Genomic DNA, 17,015 nt, shown 5'->3' on the forward strand with positions numbered 1-17,015 from the left:
CTTCAGCCGCGCGCTTCCGCCTCGCGCGGCTCACGCATGAGATAGACGCCGAGCGCGAGCACGAGCGCCGCGGCGGCCGCGATCCCGACGGGCACTTGATCGTCTCGCACGAGCTTCTCCAGCCACGCCGGCCGCACCGCCAGGATCGTGACGGCGAGGGCGTTGTTGATGCCGTGCACGACGATGCCGGGCAGGAGCGACCGCGTGGCGTAGCGGGCGTAGCCGAGCAAGAGGCCAAGCGAGAACGTCGGGATCAGGCGGTAAATCGAGCCGTGCGCGAGGCCGAAGAGGAGCGACGAGGCGAGGAGCGCCACGCCGAACCCAGCACGCGTGAGGCCCGAGAAGAGCAGCCCGCGAAAGAGCGTCTCCTCGCAGAGCGCGGGCAGGACGGCGATGACGATCAAGAGCACCCAGAGGGGCTGTCCGTCGAGCAGGAGCGCGTCGCCGAGTTTGTCCGCGAACTCGCGGGGGACGGGCACGAGCCGCGTCGCGACGGCGCTCACGGCGGCGCCCCCGGAGAGGCCCGCGAGGACGGCGCCGACGAGGGCGCGCGGGCGCGGCAAGCGAAGGCCGAGCGTCTCGCGCATCGAGGCGCCCGACGCGGCAATGGCGGCGAGCGCGGGCAGGAAAAACAGGCCGATCTGGGTGCCGGCGAGCTGCGCGGTCTTGTTCGTCGTCTTCTCGACGAGGAAGCTCGCGTAAAACATCACGACGAGGATGACGGCGAAGGCGCCGAGGGAGAAGCCGAGGCTCGGGATCCCGCCTTTTTGCCGCTCGAACGAGAAGACGGCGCGGAAGGAGCCACGGCCGCCGAGCAGGACGTCCTCGCGCTCGAAGACACGCGCGGCGAAGACGAGCGTGAGCGCGGCGAACAGGGTGGACGAGCCGAGCGTGAAGAGGACGAGATCGGGCGAGACGTCGCCGAGGTAAATCGCCTTGATGAGGAGCGCGACGTTGAGGAGCGGGACGAACGACGTGGCGACGGAGAGCTCCATCCCGGGCAAGGACGTGAGCATCGAGAGAAGCATGACGGGCAGATAGACGGGCGTGAGCAGGTTCTGCGCGTCCTTGAAATCGCGGGCGAAGGCCGCGATGGCGAGAAAGAGCGCCGAGAAGAGGAGCGTGACCGGGACGAGGAGCGCGAACGTGAGCGCGTGGGCCGAGAAAGGCACGTCCATCTCGCCGGGCAGGATGCGGCGCAGCGTGAGTCCGAGGCTCGCGACGTTGACGAGGGCCGTGACGAGGGAGACGACGAAGACGGCGAGGAACTTGCCGGTGATGATCTCGATGGGCAGGAGCGGCGCGCAGAGGAGCGTCTGCATGGTGCCGCGCTCCTTCTCGCCGGCCGTCATGTCGGCCGCGCGGAGGAAGCCGCCGAGGAGCGACATGAGGATGAGCATCATCGGCATGAGCGTGCCGAGGACCTTGCCGACGCGCCGTTCGTCCGGCGCGACGTTGCGCGAGACGACCTCGAGCCCGGACGTGAATCCCTTGGGCAAACCTTTTTCGCCCTCGCGGGAGACGAGCAAGCCGTCACGGGCGCGGGCGAGCGCGAAATCGAGGCGGTCGGCCGCGAAATCGGAGTCGCCCCAGACCGAGTCGTAATAAAGGGTGACGCGGGCGGCCTTGCCGGCGCGCACGTCCTCGGAAAAACCCCGCCACGGGACGAGCACGGCGTGCGCCTCGCGGGCGCCGACGAGCGCGCGGGCGGCGAGGGCGACGGCCGCGTCGGGCCTGTCCGCGTCGTGCTTTTTGATTTCGGCGCCCGCGTTTTCGGCATTCGAGGCTTTGCGAGGCGGCCCGGGCGGGCGCGGGGGCGCGGGCGCGGGCGGCGCAATGGCGCCGGCTTCGAGGTCCCGGCGGAGCGGCTCCGGGGCGCCGTGCCACGGCATGATTTCTAGCTTGTTCTCCTCGGCCGCGAGCGCGGCGGACACGTCGGGCGAGAGCTCGCCCCAGACGGCGACCTTCGACGGGCGCGCCTCGAGCGCATCCGCCTCGGCGCCCGCCATCCGGCTCATGAGGAGCGCGAAGAGCGGATAGAGCATCATCGGCAAGAGGACGAGGCTCACGAACGTGCGGCGATCCCGCAGCGTCTCGACGAGCTCCTTGCGCAGAATGACGAGGACGATGGAGAGCCTCACGCCGCACCTCCAGGAGCCGCGCCGTCCGCGCGCGGGGCGCCGCGCTCGACGTGGTAGAGGAATGCGTCCGTGAGGTTTTTCGCGCCGCCCGCGCGCGCGCAGAGGGCCGCGACCTCGCCCTCGTCGACGATGCGGCCCTCGTGGATGAGGGCGATCCGATCGCAGAGGTATTCGGCTTCGCTCATGATGTGCGTGGAGAAGAGAATGGCGCGGCCCTTCGCGCGCTCCTTGCGGATGGATTCGACGATGAAGCGGCCGGAGAGGACGTCGAGCGCATTCGTGGGCTCGTCGAGGATGAGGACGGAGGGCTCGTGCAGGAAGGCGCGCGCGATGTTGGCGCGCTGCTTTTGCCCGGCGGAGAGGGTGGCCGAGGGGCGATCGGCGAACGAGGCCATTTCGAGGTCCCGCACGAGGTCGTCGATGCGCGCGGCGAGGCGCGCCTCGGCGAGGCCGTGGAGGCGGCCGAAATACTGCAAAGTCTCGCGCGGAGAGAGGCGCTGGTAGAGCTGCGTGTCGCCGGAGAGAAACCCGATGAGGGCTTTGGCTTCGAGCGGCCGCTCGGCCATGTCGATGCCGCCGATGCGGACGCGCCCCTCCGTGGGCCGGAGGATGCCGGCGAGCATGCGCAGCGCGGTCGTCTTGCCCGCCCCGTTCGGGCCGAGCAGGCCGACGACCTCGCCCGGACGAACGACGAGATCGAGGCCGGCGACGGCGAGCGTGGGGCCGTAATGCTTGACGAGGCCCTGGGCGGCGAGGGCGGCATCGGTGGCAGAGGCTTCCGGGGGCATCGGGAGGACTCTGGCAGCGACGGCGGGTGGGTTCAACGGGGTTCGGCGGGGCGCACACGGAGCCGAAGGAGCAGCTCTCGACGGTGCTCGTCGCGTACAGGTGAGGCGGCGATGGGCTACGCCGAGGTGGGCGAGGCATCGCGCACCGCCCAGCCGATCGAGGGGCGGACGGCCAGCGACGTCGGGTCTTGCGAGACGCCCACGAATCCGGCGACGAGCTCCATGGGGATCCGGGTTCCGAGGTAGTCCCAGATGAAGGGCGCCATCGAGAGACCCTTGGGGAACTCGCCGGCGTTCGGTCCCCAGTGATAAGCATTCGTCGGCTTGCGCCATGACGATACGAAGCGGTTCGGCTCCGGCTCCGCGCGCTTCCCTGTGGGAAGGTTCAGGGGCCCGAGATAGGGGAAGAGCACGTTGATCCAGCCGGTCACGTAGGGACCGCCCGAGCCGCCGTCGAGCTTGTAAAAGGACGTCCAGAAATCACGATCCAGGGCCTTGCCTTCGGCGGCGGCGACGAAATGGTCGAGCACGGGCAGGAGCGCCTGCGTCCAGGTGGCGAGCTCGAACTCCGACAGAAACTCGGCCCGCCGCCGGACGTTCCTCCAGTCCTCGGCCGTGCCAAGCAGCGTGATCTCCGGTATGCCACACATCGTGAGCAGCTCGAAGGAGAAATAGGCCCGCATCGCGCTCATCAGCACGACCTCGGAGGCGGCCCGCTCGACCGGGCCCGTGGTCGAGAAGTCGGCGACCACGAGATCCCGCACTTTGCCCACGTGCTCGGCGATCCTGTCCGAGAACTCCGCAAAGCAGCCGGGCCAGTCGTTCTCCGGCGAGCCCCGGACGAACCCGTCGCGGCGCACGACGATCTTCACCTTGCCCTCGTGCTTGACGAAGCGGCCGCGCAGCTCCTCCGCGTATACGTTCACGTGCATGCCAAAGCCCTGGGCAATGCACAGCCACACGTCGTCCGGCGAGAGGACCAGCGGATAATGCTGCGCGAACGCCTCGTGCACGGCGAGCAGGAAGGGGTGCGCGAGCCGCACCGCATGACCATCCGCGCAGGTCACCAGAGCGTCGAGGTTGCTCCCGCAAGCCTCGATGCGCGCGCCGTCGAGACGGCTCGCCCACGCGATTTCACGAGAGAGCGGCGAGAGCGGGCGTTCGGCAGGGCTGACATCGGAGACCGTGAAGGTGCGCATGCTCCGCAGGATAGAGCAAACAAAGGTGGCGGCGGGAGCAGAAATGGTGGCGGTTCGAGATGCAGGGAGGACGGTCGTCGCAGATGCGACCTGTCACCTCCGTGCGACGGTTGTCCGAGCGGAGGTGTCACGGCGTCGTGTCGATGTCATGCGCGCGTGACACCGACCGTCGCGCGCACGCGCGGCCGTTTCCTCGACGAATCAGGCCTGGTACAAGTGTTGCTCGCGTGTGTACGATCGTCTCGGAAGGCAGGGCAGCGGATGCTCGAAGGGATCCTCGCGCAGAAGAGCCCTTGCCTCTCGGCATTGGAAATCGAATCGCCATGCGTTTGTTCTCCCGAACCCGATGTTTTTTGCTGGCAGCAACCTGCTCCTTGGGTCTCGCGGCCGCCTCTTCCGCCTTCGCCGCCGGAAACTCGGTCCTGACCGGGACCGTCAGAAACGCGGCGACGAAAGAGCCCCTCGCGGACGTCGTCGTCACCGTGGTCTTGCCCGGGCTGCAGGGCGAGCACATCGTCGTGACCGACGCGTCCGGCACCTATCGTGTTCCTTCTCTCCCCCCGGGCGATTACACGATCCGGGTCGAGAAGGAGCAGTACAAGCCCCACGCGCGCGGCGGAATCACGCTCCAGACGGGCGCCACGGTCCGCGCCAACATGGAGCTCTTGCCCGACCTGCGCTTGCAGGAGCCGCCTTTCAACCCCGACCCCGACCCCTACCCCGACCCGCCTCCGTCGGTCAACATCGAATCGACGACGACAGGCTTGATCGTCGATTCGGATCTCTCGCATCACCTCGCGGTGGCGCCGCCGGGAGGTCGAGCCTCGGCCGTGCGATCGTTCGAGAGCCTCGGGGCGCTCGTGCCCGGCGCCCAGCCGACGAGCCTCGGCTTTTCCATCCACGGCTCGTCGGCGCCCGAGAACCGATTCCAGATCGACGGCGTCTCCGTGGGCAGCGCTTCGAACGGCATCAACGACACGCCGCTCTCGCTCGAGTTCGTCAAGGAGGTCAACATCGCCACGGGCGGATACATGCCCGAGTTCGGCCGGACCACCGGCGGCGTGTTCAACATCGTCACGAAGGCGCACGTCGACGAGTTTCACGGCTCGTGGTTGAATCGCAACGACTTCCGCGGGTCGATCTTCGGCAGCGTCGCGCCCGGCGCGTTCGAGGGAGAACGAAAGCCCGTGCGCGCGGAGGGCACGGTGGTCGCCGTCGATCCGAAGCTCGGCGCGATGCGTGATTTCGGGTTCGAGCTCCGCGGACCCATCAAGAAGGATCACCTGTGGTTTTACGCGGGATTGAACGTGGCCCTCCAGGACCTCGACATCGCGCGATCGCTCCACCGTCTGCGGTATGAGACGAACCCCGACGGCTCCTTGAAGCTCGACACGAACGGCCATCCCATCAGCCTCCGCGATGAATACGGATCGCAGCTCACCGAGCCCATCGCGGGCGGGACGCGTCGCTACATCGCGTCGAAAGAGACGCTGCAATACATTGGCAAGCTCATATGGTACATAAACAGGTCGGATTCGTTGACGCTCTCGGTGTTCGGTTCGCCCACGTGGTCCGGGGGGGATGGGCGGATCTCGCTCAATGGGGTCACGGGCACGACCACGACGGTCAACACGAGCTTGCTGGAAGGGCAATACGCGGCCTTCGGGCGGCGGGAAGAGCAGATGAGCAACACCGCCTCCCTCACGCTCTCGTCGGCGTTCCTGCACCAGAGGTTTCTCTTCGACGCGACGATCGCATATCATCACGCCTCCTCGAGCCGCCTGCCGGTCGACGGGGCGGGGATCGGCAGTGGCCAGGGGCTCGATAACATCCCCGGGATCTCCTGGACGCGTGGGGCGCCGGGGCCGCGTACCATCGCCGATTTCGAGGATCTTCCGGCAGGGAGTGGCTGCGAGCCGAAGGGGTCGACGAACGTCATCCATTGCCCCGTGCGCGCCTACCTGACCGGTGGTCCCGGGAACGTGAACGAGTCCATGACGAACCGCTTCCAGGGGAAAGCCGTCGTCACGTACCTGCTCTGGGCGCTGGGGCACCACGTCATCAAGGCGGGGGTCGACGTCGAGGTGTCGGACAGCCTGTTCGCCCGGGCGAACACGGGGAACGTGTGGTTTTCGGAGACGCGGGATGGCTCGGGGTGGCAAGTCTGGCGTATGGGCAGCCTGACGAACCCGAACGATGTCTACGTCCCGAAAATGCAGTCCTCCACGACGAGCTCCACCCTCGTCGGCGGGTTTGTCCAGGATAGCGTCTCCATCTTCGATCGGGTACAGCTGAACGCAGGCTTGCGGTACGACGCGCAGATGATCTCGAGCAGCGAGGGGATGGGCATGGTGCTCCCGAACCAGTGGTCTCCGCGCGTCGGCGTCCTCTACGACCCCACCCGTCGGGGCCAGTCGAAGCTCTTCGCGAGCTACGCGCGTTATTACGAGAACGTGCCCCTCGGCCTGGCCGAACGCTTGTTCGTCCAGCGGCCCCTCACCGTGTCCACGGTGCCCCGCTCCGTGTGCGACCCGAGCGACCCCGCGAAGGTCGAGGCCTGCCTGGACCCGAAGAACCGCCTCACGATCGGGCCGCCCTCCTCCCCGAACCGGCAATGGGGTGTGTATGACGGCGATCTCGCGTCGGTGGATCCGGAGATCGAGGCGCAGTCGATGGACGAGATCTCGGCAGGCGGCGAGTACGAGGTCTTCGAGGACGCGCGCGTGGGCGTCAACTACACGCACCGTTCGATCCACCGCGCCATCGAGAACATGAGCCGGGACGAAGGCATGTCGTTCTTCGTGGGCAACCCCGGGTTCGGCGCGGCGTCCGACTTCCCCGAAGCGCGGCGCGATTACGATGCCCTGACGCTGTTTTTCCTGAAAACGTTCTCCAAGGGGTGGCTCGCGCTCGCCAGCTACACGGCGTCGTACCTCCGCGGGAACTATCCCGGGCTCGCCTCGGGGCCGTATCCGAGCCCTCATACGCTCCCCGATTTCGACCTGCGGTCGCTCCTGCCGAACCGCGATGGCCCGCTCCCCGGGGATCGGCGCCATTCGATCAAGGTCTTCGGCGCCAAGGATTTCGCCCTCACGAAGAGAATACGCATCAACGTCGGCGTGGGCTACACCGGCACGTCGGGCGCCCCGCTCGATGTCCTCGGCGCGCACCCGTATGATGGCAGTGGAGCCGCGTTCATCCTGCCTCGCGGTTCGGGGGGCAATTTGCCCTGGGTCCACAGCGTCGATTCGAACCTCGCCGTCGCCTACAGGGTCGGCAAGGACAGCACGCTCTCCGTGAGCCTGGATGTGTTCAATTTGTTCAACTTCCAGGCCGAGACCAGCCGCGACGAGTCCTTCACGTACGCGAACGTGAGGCCCATCGAGGGCGGAATCCCGTCGGACCTGCCGGACAAGGGAGAAACGGCGTGCGTCACCAGCCCGGGTTGTCGGTACAGACTGGTGAATTTCGACGGCTCGCCCTTCGATCCCGCCGACCGAAACCCGAGCTACGGCAGCCCCACGTCGTACCAGAGCCCGAGGACGATCCGCATGGGCATGCGGCTCACCTTCTGATCGCCTCCCGTATGTCCCGGGCACCCTTGCCGGGTCCGCACGTTTTTGTCCGGGGAGACCGATGAGTTTTCCCTCGGCCTCGGGTCCAAGTTCGTGAAGCACCTTCGCGCGGGGTTGCGGTACGCTCCCGGACGAACCGGCCGCTCGCCCGCGGTTTCCTCCGTCACGAAAACGAAAACAACGAGACCCACGACCATGCAAAACAGGTTTCAGCGCATCACGCCGTTTCTCTGGTTCGACACGCAGGCCGAGGAGGCGGTCACGTTCTACACCTCGATCTTCCCGAACTCGCGGATCGTGACGACCACGCGCTACGGTAAGGAAAGCGCGCAGGTCTCCGGCAAGGCCGAAGGGTCGGTCATGACCATGGCCTTCCAGCTCGACGGGCAGGACTTCACCGCCATCAATGGCGGCCCGCAGTTCACGATGAACGGGGCGATCTCGTTCGTCGTCCATTGCGAGAACCAGGAGGAGGTGGACCACTACTGGAACCGCCTCACCGAGGGCGGCGACGAGAAGGCCCAGCAATGCGGCTGGCTCCGGGATCGCTTCGGGGTGTCCTGGCAGGTGGTGCCCAAGCAGCTCGTCGAGCTGCTCTCCGATCCCGACCCGAATCGAGCGCGCCGGGCCACGCAGGCCATGTTCGGCATGAAGAAGCTCGACATCGCAGCCCTGCAGAAGGCCGCGGCGGGCTGACGCGGCTCCGCGTGGCAGGCGCGCCCCGCGCCTCCCGCAAACCGTGATACCGTGGCCGCCCGATGGCTCCCGGTCCCTCGCCCTCCCTCCCCGACGACGGCAAGGTCTGCCCGACCTGCGGCCGAGGATATCCGCTCCAGTACAACATCTGTCCGCAGGACGGGGCGACGCTCGCCCTGAAGGACGAGCTCGTCGGGACCACGCTGCGCGATACGTTCCGGCTCGTGCGTGTCCTCGGCGAGGGCGGCATGGGTCGCGTCTACGAGGCCGAGCACGTGCGCATCGCGAGCAAGCGATTCGCCATCAAGATGCTCCACCCCGAGTTCGCCCGGCAGCCACAGATCCTCGCGCGGTTCTTGCGGGAGGCCGAGGCGACGGCGGCCATCGACAGCCCGCACGTGCTCGAAGTGTACGACGTCGACCGCACGCCGGACGGGCGTCCCTACATCGTGGGCGAGCTCTTGCAGGGGCGCGAGCTCGCCGCGCACCTCAGGCAATCCGGCAAGATGCAGATCGGCCCCGCGGTGCGGATCGTCCGGCAAATCTGCAAGGCGCTCGCGGCGGCGCACGCGCGCGGGATCGTCCATCGCGACATGAAGCCCGAGAACGTCTTTCTCACGGGCGATTTGCAGCGGCCCACGATCAAGATCCTCGATTTCGGGATCTCGAAGGTCGAGTCCGGCACGGGGCCCGCGCTCACGCGGACCGGGATGATCATGGGCACGCCCTCGTACATGTCGCCCGAGCAGGCGAAGGGGCAGAAGATCGATCATCGCACGGACATCTATGCCGTGGGCGCGATTCTCTATGCGCTGCTCACGGGCCGAAAGCCCTTCGACGGGGAGGATCCGACCGCGATCATGGCCCGCGTGCTCCGCGAGGATCCGCCGCCCCCGCGCGCCGTCGAGCCCACGATTTCGGGCGCCGTCGAGGACATCATCCAGAAGGCGATGGCGAAAGATCCGCAGCATCGTCCTGCGAGCGTGAAGGAGCTCGACGAGGCCCTCGCGCCCTTCGATCCCGGCGATCCCGATCCGAACGAGGGCGCCGCCGCGAAGCCCGGCGGCGACCCGCCGAGGCGACGCGCCAATGCGATCCTGTCCGACAGGACGCAGCTCCTCGTCACCGTCGCAACGGGCCTCGGCTGCGCCGCGGCGATGCTCGTCGTGGGGCTCGCGGCCATCTTTCGTTTCGCGCGCAGCAGCTCGCCGAACTCCAACATCACGGGCGGGGAGGCCGTGCTGCTGATTTTGATCGTGGGTGCCTTGGTGTTCGGACCGGCGTGGTTCCTGGGGCGCCGCCCTTTCCAGGCCATCTCGTCGGACGATGCCAAGGTCTCGGAGGTCCTCGCCTGGCTGCTGCCGATCGTCGCGTTCGGCATCGGCATCTATGGCGTGAGCTCGCTGCTCGTGCGCTTCTTCGAGACGATCCTTTTGCAGCATGCCCTGGGCGTGGCGTGGGCCCCGTGGGACATTCTGCTGCTCGCCGCCGGGTTTGGCGCGGCCATTGCTGCGTTCAAGCTGAATTCGTCGCGATGAACGCTCCCGCGCTCGACGTCCCCAAGGTCCGCGCGACCGTGCAAACGTTTGGCCTGGGCCGGCTCTTCGCCCGGGCGAGCTTCCTCGCGGCATTCGCACCGCCCCTCGTGGCATGGATCCTGTGGCTCGTCGTGCCCCAATCCCCCGCCGTACAATCGTGCATGAGCTTCGCCTGGTTTTCGGCGCTCGCGGCGAGCCCCCTCCTCGCGGCCGCGAGCGCCCTCTTCGCGATGTCCCAGGGATACGGCTCCGGTGGGGAGAGCACGATCCGCGTGGATCGGAGGGGCGTCGTCTTCGACATGGAGGGGCGAGCGCGTGATTTGTCGGGGGAACGAATCGAGAGCGCGTACGTCGTGCCGAAGGCCGGGGTCCGCCTGGCGCTCGTCGGAGGCAATGTGGTATTCCTGGCGGTCCCGGACGAGGCGCTCGCCAAGGCCATCGTCGAACGGCTCGGCTTCCGGCCGGACAAGCGCCGCGTCACCCTGCACCTCGGCTCTCCGCAATGGATGCTCGCGGCCGCTTGCATGGCGGCGGTCGTCGTCTGGGGTGCCAGTATCCTGTCGTATGTGGTCGCGTCAGGGACCTCCTCGCAGACGGTCAGCTTCGTGAGCCTGCTGCTCTTGGTGTTCCTCACGCCCCTTCTCACGTGGCTTTCGGCCCGCGCGCTGAAGCCCGAAGAAATGGTCGTGGGCGGGGACGGCATCCTCGTACGACGCCCGTTCGGCAAACACTATTACCCGCTCGCCGATATCGAGGCCGTCCACGTCCGACACGATCGCCTCGTCCTGCGTCTGCGCGGGCAGGAGAAGACCGTCGCGAAGGGCGAGCCCGCGCTCCTCGCCGCGGCCGCGCGCCGTATCCAGAGCGTGCGCGCGGCCGACCCTCGCGAGCGTGCGGCCGGCGTCGCGAATCTGCTCGATCGGCAGGGCCGCCCGCTCGACCAATGGCGCGCGGCGCTTTCGGCGCTCGTTCGCGACGGCGATTATCGCCACGCCACGATCACGCCCGAGGTGCTCTGGTCGGTGCTCGAAGACCACAAGGAGGAGCCCTCGCGCCGCCTCGGCGCGGCGATGCTGCTGCGCAAGAGCGAGCCCAAGGCCGCGCAGCGCATTCGAATCGCGGCCGACGTGTGCGCGGACGACGACGTGCGCGCGGCGCTCGAGCGCGCGGCCGAGGACGAAATCGACGAAGCGACGCTGGCAAAGGCCGTCATGAAACGCCCCTGAGAGATCGCCTCCGCCGCGGCGTCCTCCCCCTTGCGGGGCGGACGAGACCCGTACACCGTACGCCGCGACGGGAGGAGGACGCTCGCCCATGACCATCGACCTTTCGGCTGCGAAAAAGACGCGCAAGCACTGGGTGTATCCGAGCGAGCGCGTCCCGGTCGAGTTCGCCCTGGGGCCGCTCACGATCAACCCGGACAAGAGCGGCTGCGATCTGAGGCCTTCGGACCCGCGCCTCGGGCCCCCCAAGGCCTCGACCTGCGGCGCGAAGAGCAAATGCGGGTGAGAAAATCGCGCGCGCGTCAAGCCGAGGCGCAGGCGGGCTCGATCAAGCGGAACGAAGGCCCCGCGGGGTCGAGCTCGGTCCGCACGCCGAGGGGCATGACGAGCTGCGGATCCGTGTGGCCGAAATCGACGTTGGCGACGATGGGCATGTCACTCCGGCCGAATTCGCCGGCGACGATCGAGACGATTCGCTCCTCGAGCTCGCGCTTTTGCTCGCGCGCGTAGCCCCGGGCTCGCCCGAAGACGAGTCCGGCGGCTCGATCGAAGATGCCCTGCATACCGTAGTTTCGCAGGAAATACCCGACGAGCGCCGGGGGCGGCACGTCCTCGGAGGTTTCGAACAGGAGAATACGCCCCGTCCAGAAGGACGGCTCGGGCCAGAAGGATGTGCCCTTCATGAGCTCGAGGGTCTCGATGCTGCCGCCGAAGAGCCGTCCCTCCACCCGGCTCGTACCCTGGAGCCGGCGAAAGCCGTCCGGATCGTCGCGCAGGGGCTCGACGAGGCCGGCATGCGCCGGGTCATTCCAGTCGAGGTAACGCTCGACATAGGCGCCATACGGGCGGTACGTGTAGGTCGGGGCGGACGAGAAGAGCATATCGCGCAGGTGCGCGGCATACGCGGGCGGCAGGGCGCGGAGCTGGGCAAAACCGGCCATGACCGACGGGCCGTGAAACGTGACGAGATCGAGCTGGTTTCCGAATGCGAGCAGCGTGGTCGTGTCGGAATATCCCAGGAGGATCTTGGGGTTCGTCCGGACGATCTCACGATCCAGGTAGGGCAAGATGCGGACCGAATCCTCGCCGCCGATGGAGGCGATGATCGCGGCGATTTCCGGATCGGCGAAGGCGAAATTCAGATCGGCTGCGCGGGCCCGTGGGTCCGCATGGAGGGCCGCCGGGGCCATGCGGGCGGTCCGTAGCTCCCGCACGCGGAGGCCGAAGTCCTCGCGGAGGACGGCGAGGCCTTGCTCGAACACATGCGGAAAGACGGCCGGCCCGCCCCAGGAGGGCGAGACAATGGCGACGGTATCGCCAGGACGTAGATGTCGAGGGCGAATGGGCGCCATGGGTATTTCCTCCCGCACCGTACCACGTGATGCAGCTTGACGCCTCCGGCCAAGCGACCATGGTTGCCGCATGTCCGAGCGCGACCGAATGCTGGCCGGTGAGCTTTATCGACCGGACGACCCCGATCTCACGGCCGCCCGCACCCGCGCGCGCCGCCTCTGCCGCGCGTACGACGAGGTCCCCGAGGACGAGCCCGCGCGCAGGCGCGAAATCCTGGCGTCGCTCTTCGGCACGCTCGGCAGCGGGGCCTTCCTCGAGCCGCCCTTCCGCTGCGATTACGGCGTCCACATCCACGCCGGCGACGGGCTGTACATGAATTTCGGCTGCGTGCTGCTCGATTGCAATCGCATCGACATCGGCCACCGCGTCCTCTTCGGCCCCGGCGTGCACATTTATGCCGCGACACACCCGCTCGACGCGGCGCTGCGGTCGTCGGGGCGCGAGCTCGCGAGGCCCGTTCGCATCGGCGACGACGTCTGGATCGGGGGCGGCGCGATCATCCTGCCGGGCGTGACGGTCGGTGACCGCGTCGTGGTCGGCGCAGGCAGCGTCGTCACCCGGGACGTGGCGCCGGGCTGGGTCGTGGCGGGAAATCCCGCCCGGCACGTCAAGCGCGTCGATTAACGACTTCGCACGCGAAGCAAGGCGAACATCCCATCCGGCGAGACGTACTCCCGCTCGAGGAGGAAACGCTCCGGGGGCTGATCGGCCGCTCGGCCGAGCCAGGCGGACATCTCGGAGGGCCGGTAATCATGCGGCCGGTACTGGAACGAGGCGAAATGGTGAAAGCCTCGCGCAAACGACAGCTCCAGAAACCGGTGCTCGCGGCGCGCCGTAAAACCCTCTCGATCGAGCGCGAGGAGGAACGATTGCGACGGCGCGTCGAACCAGTAGCTCAGCACGCCGTCGTCGACCTCGATGAACTTCGGCAGTCCGTCCGGGAACCGCTTCCGCACCTCGGGCACGGTCCTTTGATAGAACCGCAGGAAGTCTGCGTTGTACTCGACGTGCCGGTGGTATTTGAAGAAAAACGCGAGGCCGAGCGCCATCGCGACGGCAGAGGCCAAGATCTTCCCCGTCGAGGGTCGCGGCGCGGCGAGGGAGAGGAAGCAGCGCCGCGGGAGGCGGAACGACAGGACGAACAGCGTGGGGAGCAGCGTGGAGACGGGGAAATACCAGTAGCCCTGGTGCAGATAGAGCCCGAAGCAGAAGTTGTAAGCGCCGAGGGCAATGACGCCCAGCGCGGCGAATGCGAGCATGACGTCGAGCCTCGTCGCCCTGCGACGGCGCAGGACCACGAGCAGGATGTAAACCACGGAGAGAATCGGCGGCAGGACGATCTGCGCTTCACGGCACGCATTCGGCAGCCACCACGGCGAGTTTTTCAATGCGCCCTGGAAGAGGACCTTGATGAGGTGCGCGTGCTCCGGGTTCCACGCCGGGAAGGTCGTCTTCGCGGCCCCGCTGATCGGCATGAACGAACCGAAATGGATCCGGTTGATCAAGAGGTAAGGCAGGAGCAGCAGGGCGAACGCGAGGACCGCCGCGCCGGCCGCCTCCCGCCGGCCGCCTCGACGCAGGCACGCAAAGCAATACCCCGCCAGCATGGGCGCGGCGATGAGCCCGTGATCGAGGCGCGCGAGCGTGAACGCCGCGAGCGCCGCCCCGACGTACGCCCCCGCCCGCGTCGAATGAAGGGCCCCGCGGGAGGTCGCGAGGAAGAGGGAGAGCGCGAAGAGCAAGAGGCAAAGCCCGCTCTCCATGCCATTCATGTAGCTCCACGGCGTCCCGAACACGGGGAGCCTCCAGTGGGGCACACGGGCCTTTTCGATGAGCCCGAGGCCGAACATCCAGAGAGGAAGGACGAGGAGCGGATACACGCCGACGGGCAGCAAGACGAAGCCCGGCGTCAGGCGGCGCGCGCGGAGCAGCGTCATGCCGAGGAGCCACGTCGCGCCCCCCACCGCGATCACGCTCCCCAGCACGGCCAGAAAGAGGCCGATGTCGCCGAGCCCGGCCTTCTCGCGCACGAATTCGGAAAAACCGATGAAGACCTGCCAGAGCGGATGGAACCCGTTCGTCGTGTGCTCGCCGTCGTAGGAAAACCTGCCGGTCCGCGCGAGGTTCCTGCCGATGGTGAGGTAATAATAGGTGTCGATGGCCATCCAGTGAAAGGGGGCCGTCTTGATCGACGAGAGCAGGTCCACGAGCGCCGGCGTCACGACGAGGAGGGTCGTCGTCAGGGCGATCCATCGCCGCCGGAAAAACGAGAGGAGGCGCTCCACAAGCCTGCTCGGGGGTCGCATGGCAGCGTCGATAGCATCACCGCCGCGGGCCTTCGTCAACGGACACCTGACCCTCCAAGCTTTCCCGCAAAGCCGAATCCCAGGCCCATTCACGCGTCGTGGCCCGCGCGCGCGCCCTGTCGTTTCCTCTTCCCATCCCCACGCATGCATGCGACACGGGCGCCCAAGGTGAGAGGATCATGAGCGAGAAGGTCGAGGCGACCGAAGAGGGCGAAGGGTCTTTTGCGGAGGAGGGCGCGCTCGTGCGCGCGCTCGAGGAGAAGGTGCGCGCGCTCGAGGACGAGCTCGGTTTTTTCCGCGCGCTCGCCGACGAGCTGCCGCTCAGCCTCTACCGCAAAGATCGCGAAGGGCGCTGCGTCTGGGCCAATGCAGCGCTGCTCGCGAGCGTCGGGTCCGGGCTCGAAGAGGCGCTCGGCAAGACGGTCTACGATTATTACCCGCGCGCGCTCGCGGAGAAATACGACGCCGACGACCGGCACGTGGTCCAGACCGGCGAAGTCTTTCAGGGCGTCGAGGAGCACAAAGCGCCCGCCGCCGGGGGCTCGCGGTATGTGGAGGTCAAGAAGGCGCCCGTGCGGGACCCGGAGGGCGCGATCATCGGCTCGATGGGCATCTACTGGGACGTCACCGGCGCGCGCCGCGCCGAGCGCCTGGAGGAGGAACGACAAGCGCAGGCCGCGACCCTGCGCGAGCTCGGCGCGCCGCTCCTGCCGCTCGCCGAACGTGTCCTCGCGATGCCCCTCATCGGCCGCATCGACGGCGCGCGCGCCGCGCAAGCGCTCGATTCGTTGCTCCACGGCGTCTCCGAGCGCCAGGTCGCCGTGGTGCTGCTCGACGTGACGGGCGTCACGACGGTCGACGGCGAGGTGGTGCGCCTGCTCGTGGACGCCGCCGGGGCCGTGCGTCTGCTCGGCGCGCGCGTGGTGCTCACGGGCGTGAAGCCGGCCATGGCGCAGGCCATGATCGAAATGGATGCGCGCCTCGAAGGCATCGTCACGCTGTCGACGATGCAAGCAGGCGTCGCGTGGGCGCTCGCGCGGCGCAAATAGGGCTCAGCGCCCCGCGATCCACCCGTCGAACGTCCCCTCCCCGCCCGCGCTCCCGGCGTCGACCTTGATCCACAAATTGAGGAAGGCCGTCCCGGCCGTGCGCTCGGGGTATTTCCGGTACGTCGCCGGCACGCGCGCCCCGAGCCCGTGGAACGTCACGATCCGCGTGCCCACCGGCGCCGCGTCGAGCGCCGCTTCCACCCGCGCCGTGTCCTTCTGAAAACGCTCCTCGGTCAGCGGGATCGCGTCGTCGAGCCGCCTCGCCTCGGGGAAAATGTTCTCCTCGAACGGATTGCAGAAATAATACGCCCGGTACGCATTCCAATCGATATCGTCGAGCGAGCCTTGACGCACCTCGGCGCGGCCTGTGAGCCCGAGCGCGTCGATGACTTCCCTCGCGGTTTCGACGAGGGCGGCGCGGTGCTCGATCCCATGGAACACCGCGTCGGTCGTGAGCGCGCCCGCGAGGCAGAGCTTGCCCACGCCCGCGCCGACGTCGAGCACGGGGCCGCCTTCCTCGGCGAGGAGGCGGCTCACCTTGCGGGCGACGACGAGGGGGGTCCAGAAGCGCGACGAGACGCGTCGGATCGGCTCGGGGAAGAGCTGGTCGAAGGCGCGATCGGAGACGGGGCGCCCCGCGCGGACATCGTCGATCACCTGCTGGAGATCGACGTCGAGGCGGGGGCGCGTCATGCGTGGATCAGAAGCCGGTGTACCGCAGGAACGAGTCCGGCTTCTTGCCGCCGTACGAGCCGTTCCAGTAGCCCTTCTTGTAGTTCGCCTCGGCCACGCCCGTCGAGGTCTGCGAGCCGATGAACGTGCCCTGATCTGGGTCGAGCACGATGCCGATGTGCCCGGGCCAGTGGACGAGGTCACCGGCCTGGGGCTCGGTCACCTTCTGGAAGTAGGGCGAGCTCCCGAAGTCGTTCGCCAGCATGTAAGGGAACTTCGGGTTCACCGAGGCCCGCAGCACGGCGACGACGAACTGGTTGCACTTCATCTCGGCATAGGAGATCTCCCGGCCTTGCATCTGCTCGTAGTTCCGGGCCACCTGCGCAATGTCGTATCCCATGGAAGAGTTCCTCCCGCTTCGCGAAGAATGGCCCCGAGTTTACACGCGCACGGCCCCTTTGAAAACCCCTTTTTG

At 67.8% G+C, this 17,015-nt stretch carries 14 protein-coding genes; 7 read left to right on the forward strand and 7 right to left on the reverse strand.

Going from position 1 to position 17,015, the window contains the following annotated elements:
• Window positions 1–2: 2 nt before the first annotated feature.
• The 3 genes from QHF85_RS38480 to QHF85_RS38490 all read right to left on the reverse strand — a co-directional run bounded on the left by QHF85_RS38480 (window position 3) and on the right by QHF85_RS38490 (window position 4,128).
• Window positions 3–2,141 carry an ABC transporter permease subunit/CPBP intramembrane protease gene (locus QHF85_RS38480; RefSeq protein WP_281332412.1) on the reverse strand — a complete coding sequence of 713 codons (2,139 nt, stop codon included), beginning with the start codon at window positions 2,139–2,141 and terminating at the stop codon, window positions 3–5.
• Window positions 2,138–2,929 (reverse strand): ABC transporter ATP-binding protein, encoded by a 792-nt coding sequence (locus QHF85_RS38485; RefSeq protein ID WP_281332413.1) that lies wholly within the window; start codon window positions 2,927–2,929, stop codon window positions 2,138–2,140. The genes QHF85_RS38480 and QHF85_RS38485 overlap by 4 nt, the downstream gene beginning before the upstream one ends.
• Before the next feature lie 116 nt (window positions 2,930–3,045).
• Window positions 3,046–4,128, reverse strand: coding sequence for a DUF4419 domain-containing protein (locus QHF85_RS38490; RefSeq protein WP_281332414.1), 1,083 nt, complete (start codon window positions 4,126–4,128; stop codon window positions 3,046–3,048).
• Window positions 4,129–4,502: 374 nt separating this feature from the next.
• On the opposite strand from QHF85_RS38490, the gene QHF85_RS38495 reads away from it, so the two are divergent.
• From QHF85_RS38495 to QHF85_RS38515, 5 genes are all read left to right on the forward strand, one after another.
• Complete coding sequence (locus tag QHF85_RS38495; RefSeq protein ID WP_281332415.1) at window positions 4,503–7,703, forward strand: TonB-dependent receptor; 3,201 nt, start codon at window positions 4,503–4,505, stop codon at window positions 7,701–7,703.
• Window positions 7,704–7,898: 195 nt separating this feature from the next.
• On the forward strand, window positions 7,899–8,399 hold the full coding sequence (locus QHF85_RS38500; protein WP_281332416.1) for a VOC family protein: 501 nt from the start codon (window positions 7,899–7,901) through the stop codon (window positions 8,397–8,399).
• Between the two features lie 62 nt (window positions 8,400–8,461).
• Window positions 8,462–9,937, forward strand: coding sequence for a serine/threonine-protein kinase (locus QHF85_RS38505; RefSeq protein WP_281332417.1), 1,476 nt, complete (start codon window positions 8,462–8,464; stop codon window positions 9,935–9,937).
• Window positions 9,934–11,163: a PH domain-containing protein gene (locus QHF85_RS38510; RefSeq protein ID WP_281332418.1), complete on the forward strand. Its 1,230-nt coding sequence runs from the start codon at window positions 9,934–9,936 to the stop codon at window positions 11,161–11,163. Before QHF85_RS38505 ends, QHF85_RS38510 begins: the two co-directional genes overlap by 4 nt.
• An 88-nt stretch (window positions 11,164–11,251) precedes the next feature.
• Window positions 11,252–11,446, forward strand: coding sequence for a hypothetical protein (locus QHF85_RS38515; RefSeq protein ID WP_281332419.1), 195 nt, complete (start codon window positions 11,252–11,254; stop codon window positions 11,444–11,446).
• Between the two features lie 16 nt (window positions 11,447–11,462).
• Here the strand turns inward: QHF85_RS38515 and QHF85_RS38520 are convergent, their stop codons facing one another.
• Window positions 11,463–12,512, reverse strand: coding sequence for a S66 peptidase family protein (locus QHF85_RS38520; protein WP_281332420.1), 1,050 nt, complete (start codon window positions 12,510–12,512; stop codon window positions 11,463–11,465).
• Between the two features lie 70 nt (window positions 12,513–12,582).
• On the opposite strand from QHF85_RS38520, the gene QHF85_RS38525 reads away from it, so the two are divergent.
• Window positions 12,583–13,137 carry a sugar O-acetyltransferase gene (locus QHF85_RS38525; RefSeq protein WP_281332421.1) on the forward strand — a complete coding sequence of 185 codons (555 nt, stop codon included), beginning with the start codon at window positions 12,583–12,585 and terminating at the stop codon, window positions 13,135–13,137.
• On the opposite strand, the gene QHF85_RS38530 is transcribed toward QHF85_RS38525, so the two are convergent.
• A complete protein-coding gene (locus QHF85_RS38530; protein ID WP_281332422.1) occupies window positions 13,134–14,819 on the reverse strand; it encodes a hypothetical protein in 1,686 nt (561 codons plus the stop codon). The two genes, QHF85_RS38525 and QHF85_RS38530, sit on opposite strands and share 4 nt — an antisense overlap.
• A 179-nt stretch (window positions 14,820–14,998) precedes the next feature.
• Between QHF85_RS38530 and QHF85_RS38535 the strand changes: the two genes are divergently transcribed.
• Complete coding sequence (locus QHF85_RS38535; protein ID WP_281332423.1) at window positions 14,999–15,868, forward strand: PAS domain-containing protein; 870 nt, start codon at window positions 14,999–15,001, stop codon at window positions 15,866–15,868.
• Window positions 15,869–15,871: 3 nt separating this feature from the next.
• Here the strand turns inward: QHF85_RS38535 and QHF85_RS38540 are convergent, their stop codons facing one another.
• Together QHF85_RS38540 and QHF85_RS38545 are read right to left on the reverse strand one after the other, a co-directional pair.
• Window positions 15,872–16,561 carry a methyltransferase domain-containing protein gene (locus QHF85_RS38540; protein WP_281332424.1) on the reverse strand — a complete coding sequence of 230 codons (690 nt, stop codon included), beginning with the start codon at window positions 16,559–16,561 and terminating at the stop codon, window positions 15,872–15,874.
• Between the two features lie 7 nt (window positions 16,562–16,568).
• Window positions 16,569–16,940, reverse strand: coding sequence for an NlpC/P60 family protein (locus QHF85_RS38545; RefSeq protein WP_281332425.1), 372 nt, complete (start codon window positions 16,938–16,940; stop codon window positions 16,569–16,571).
• Between the last annotated feature and the right edge of the window lie 75 nt (window positions 16,941–17,015).

Origin of the sequence: Polyangium sp. 6x1, assembly GCF_029946515.1 — a bacterium.
GTDB lineage: Bacteria > Myxococcota_A > Polyangia > Polyangiales > Polyangiaceae > Polyangium.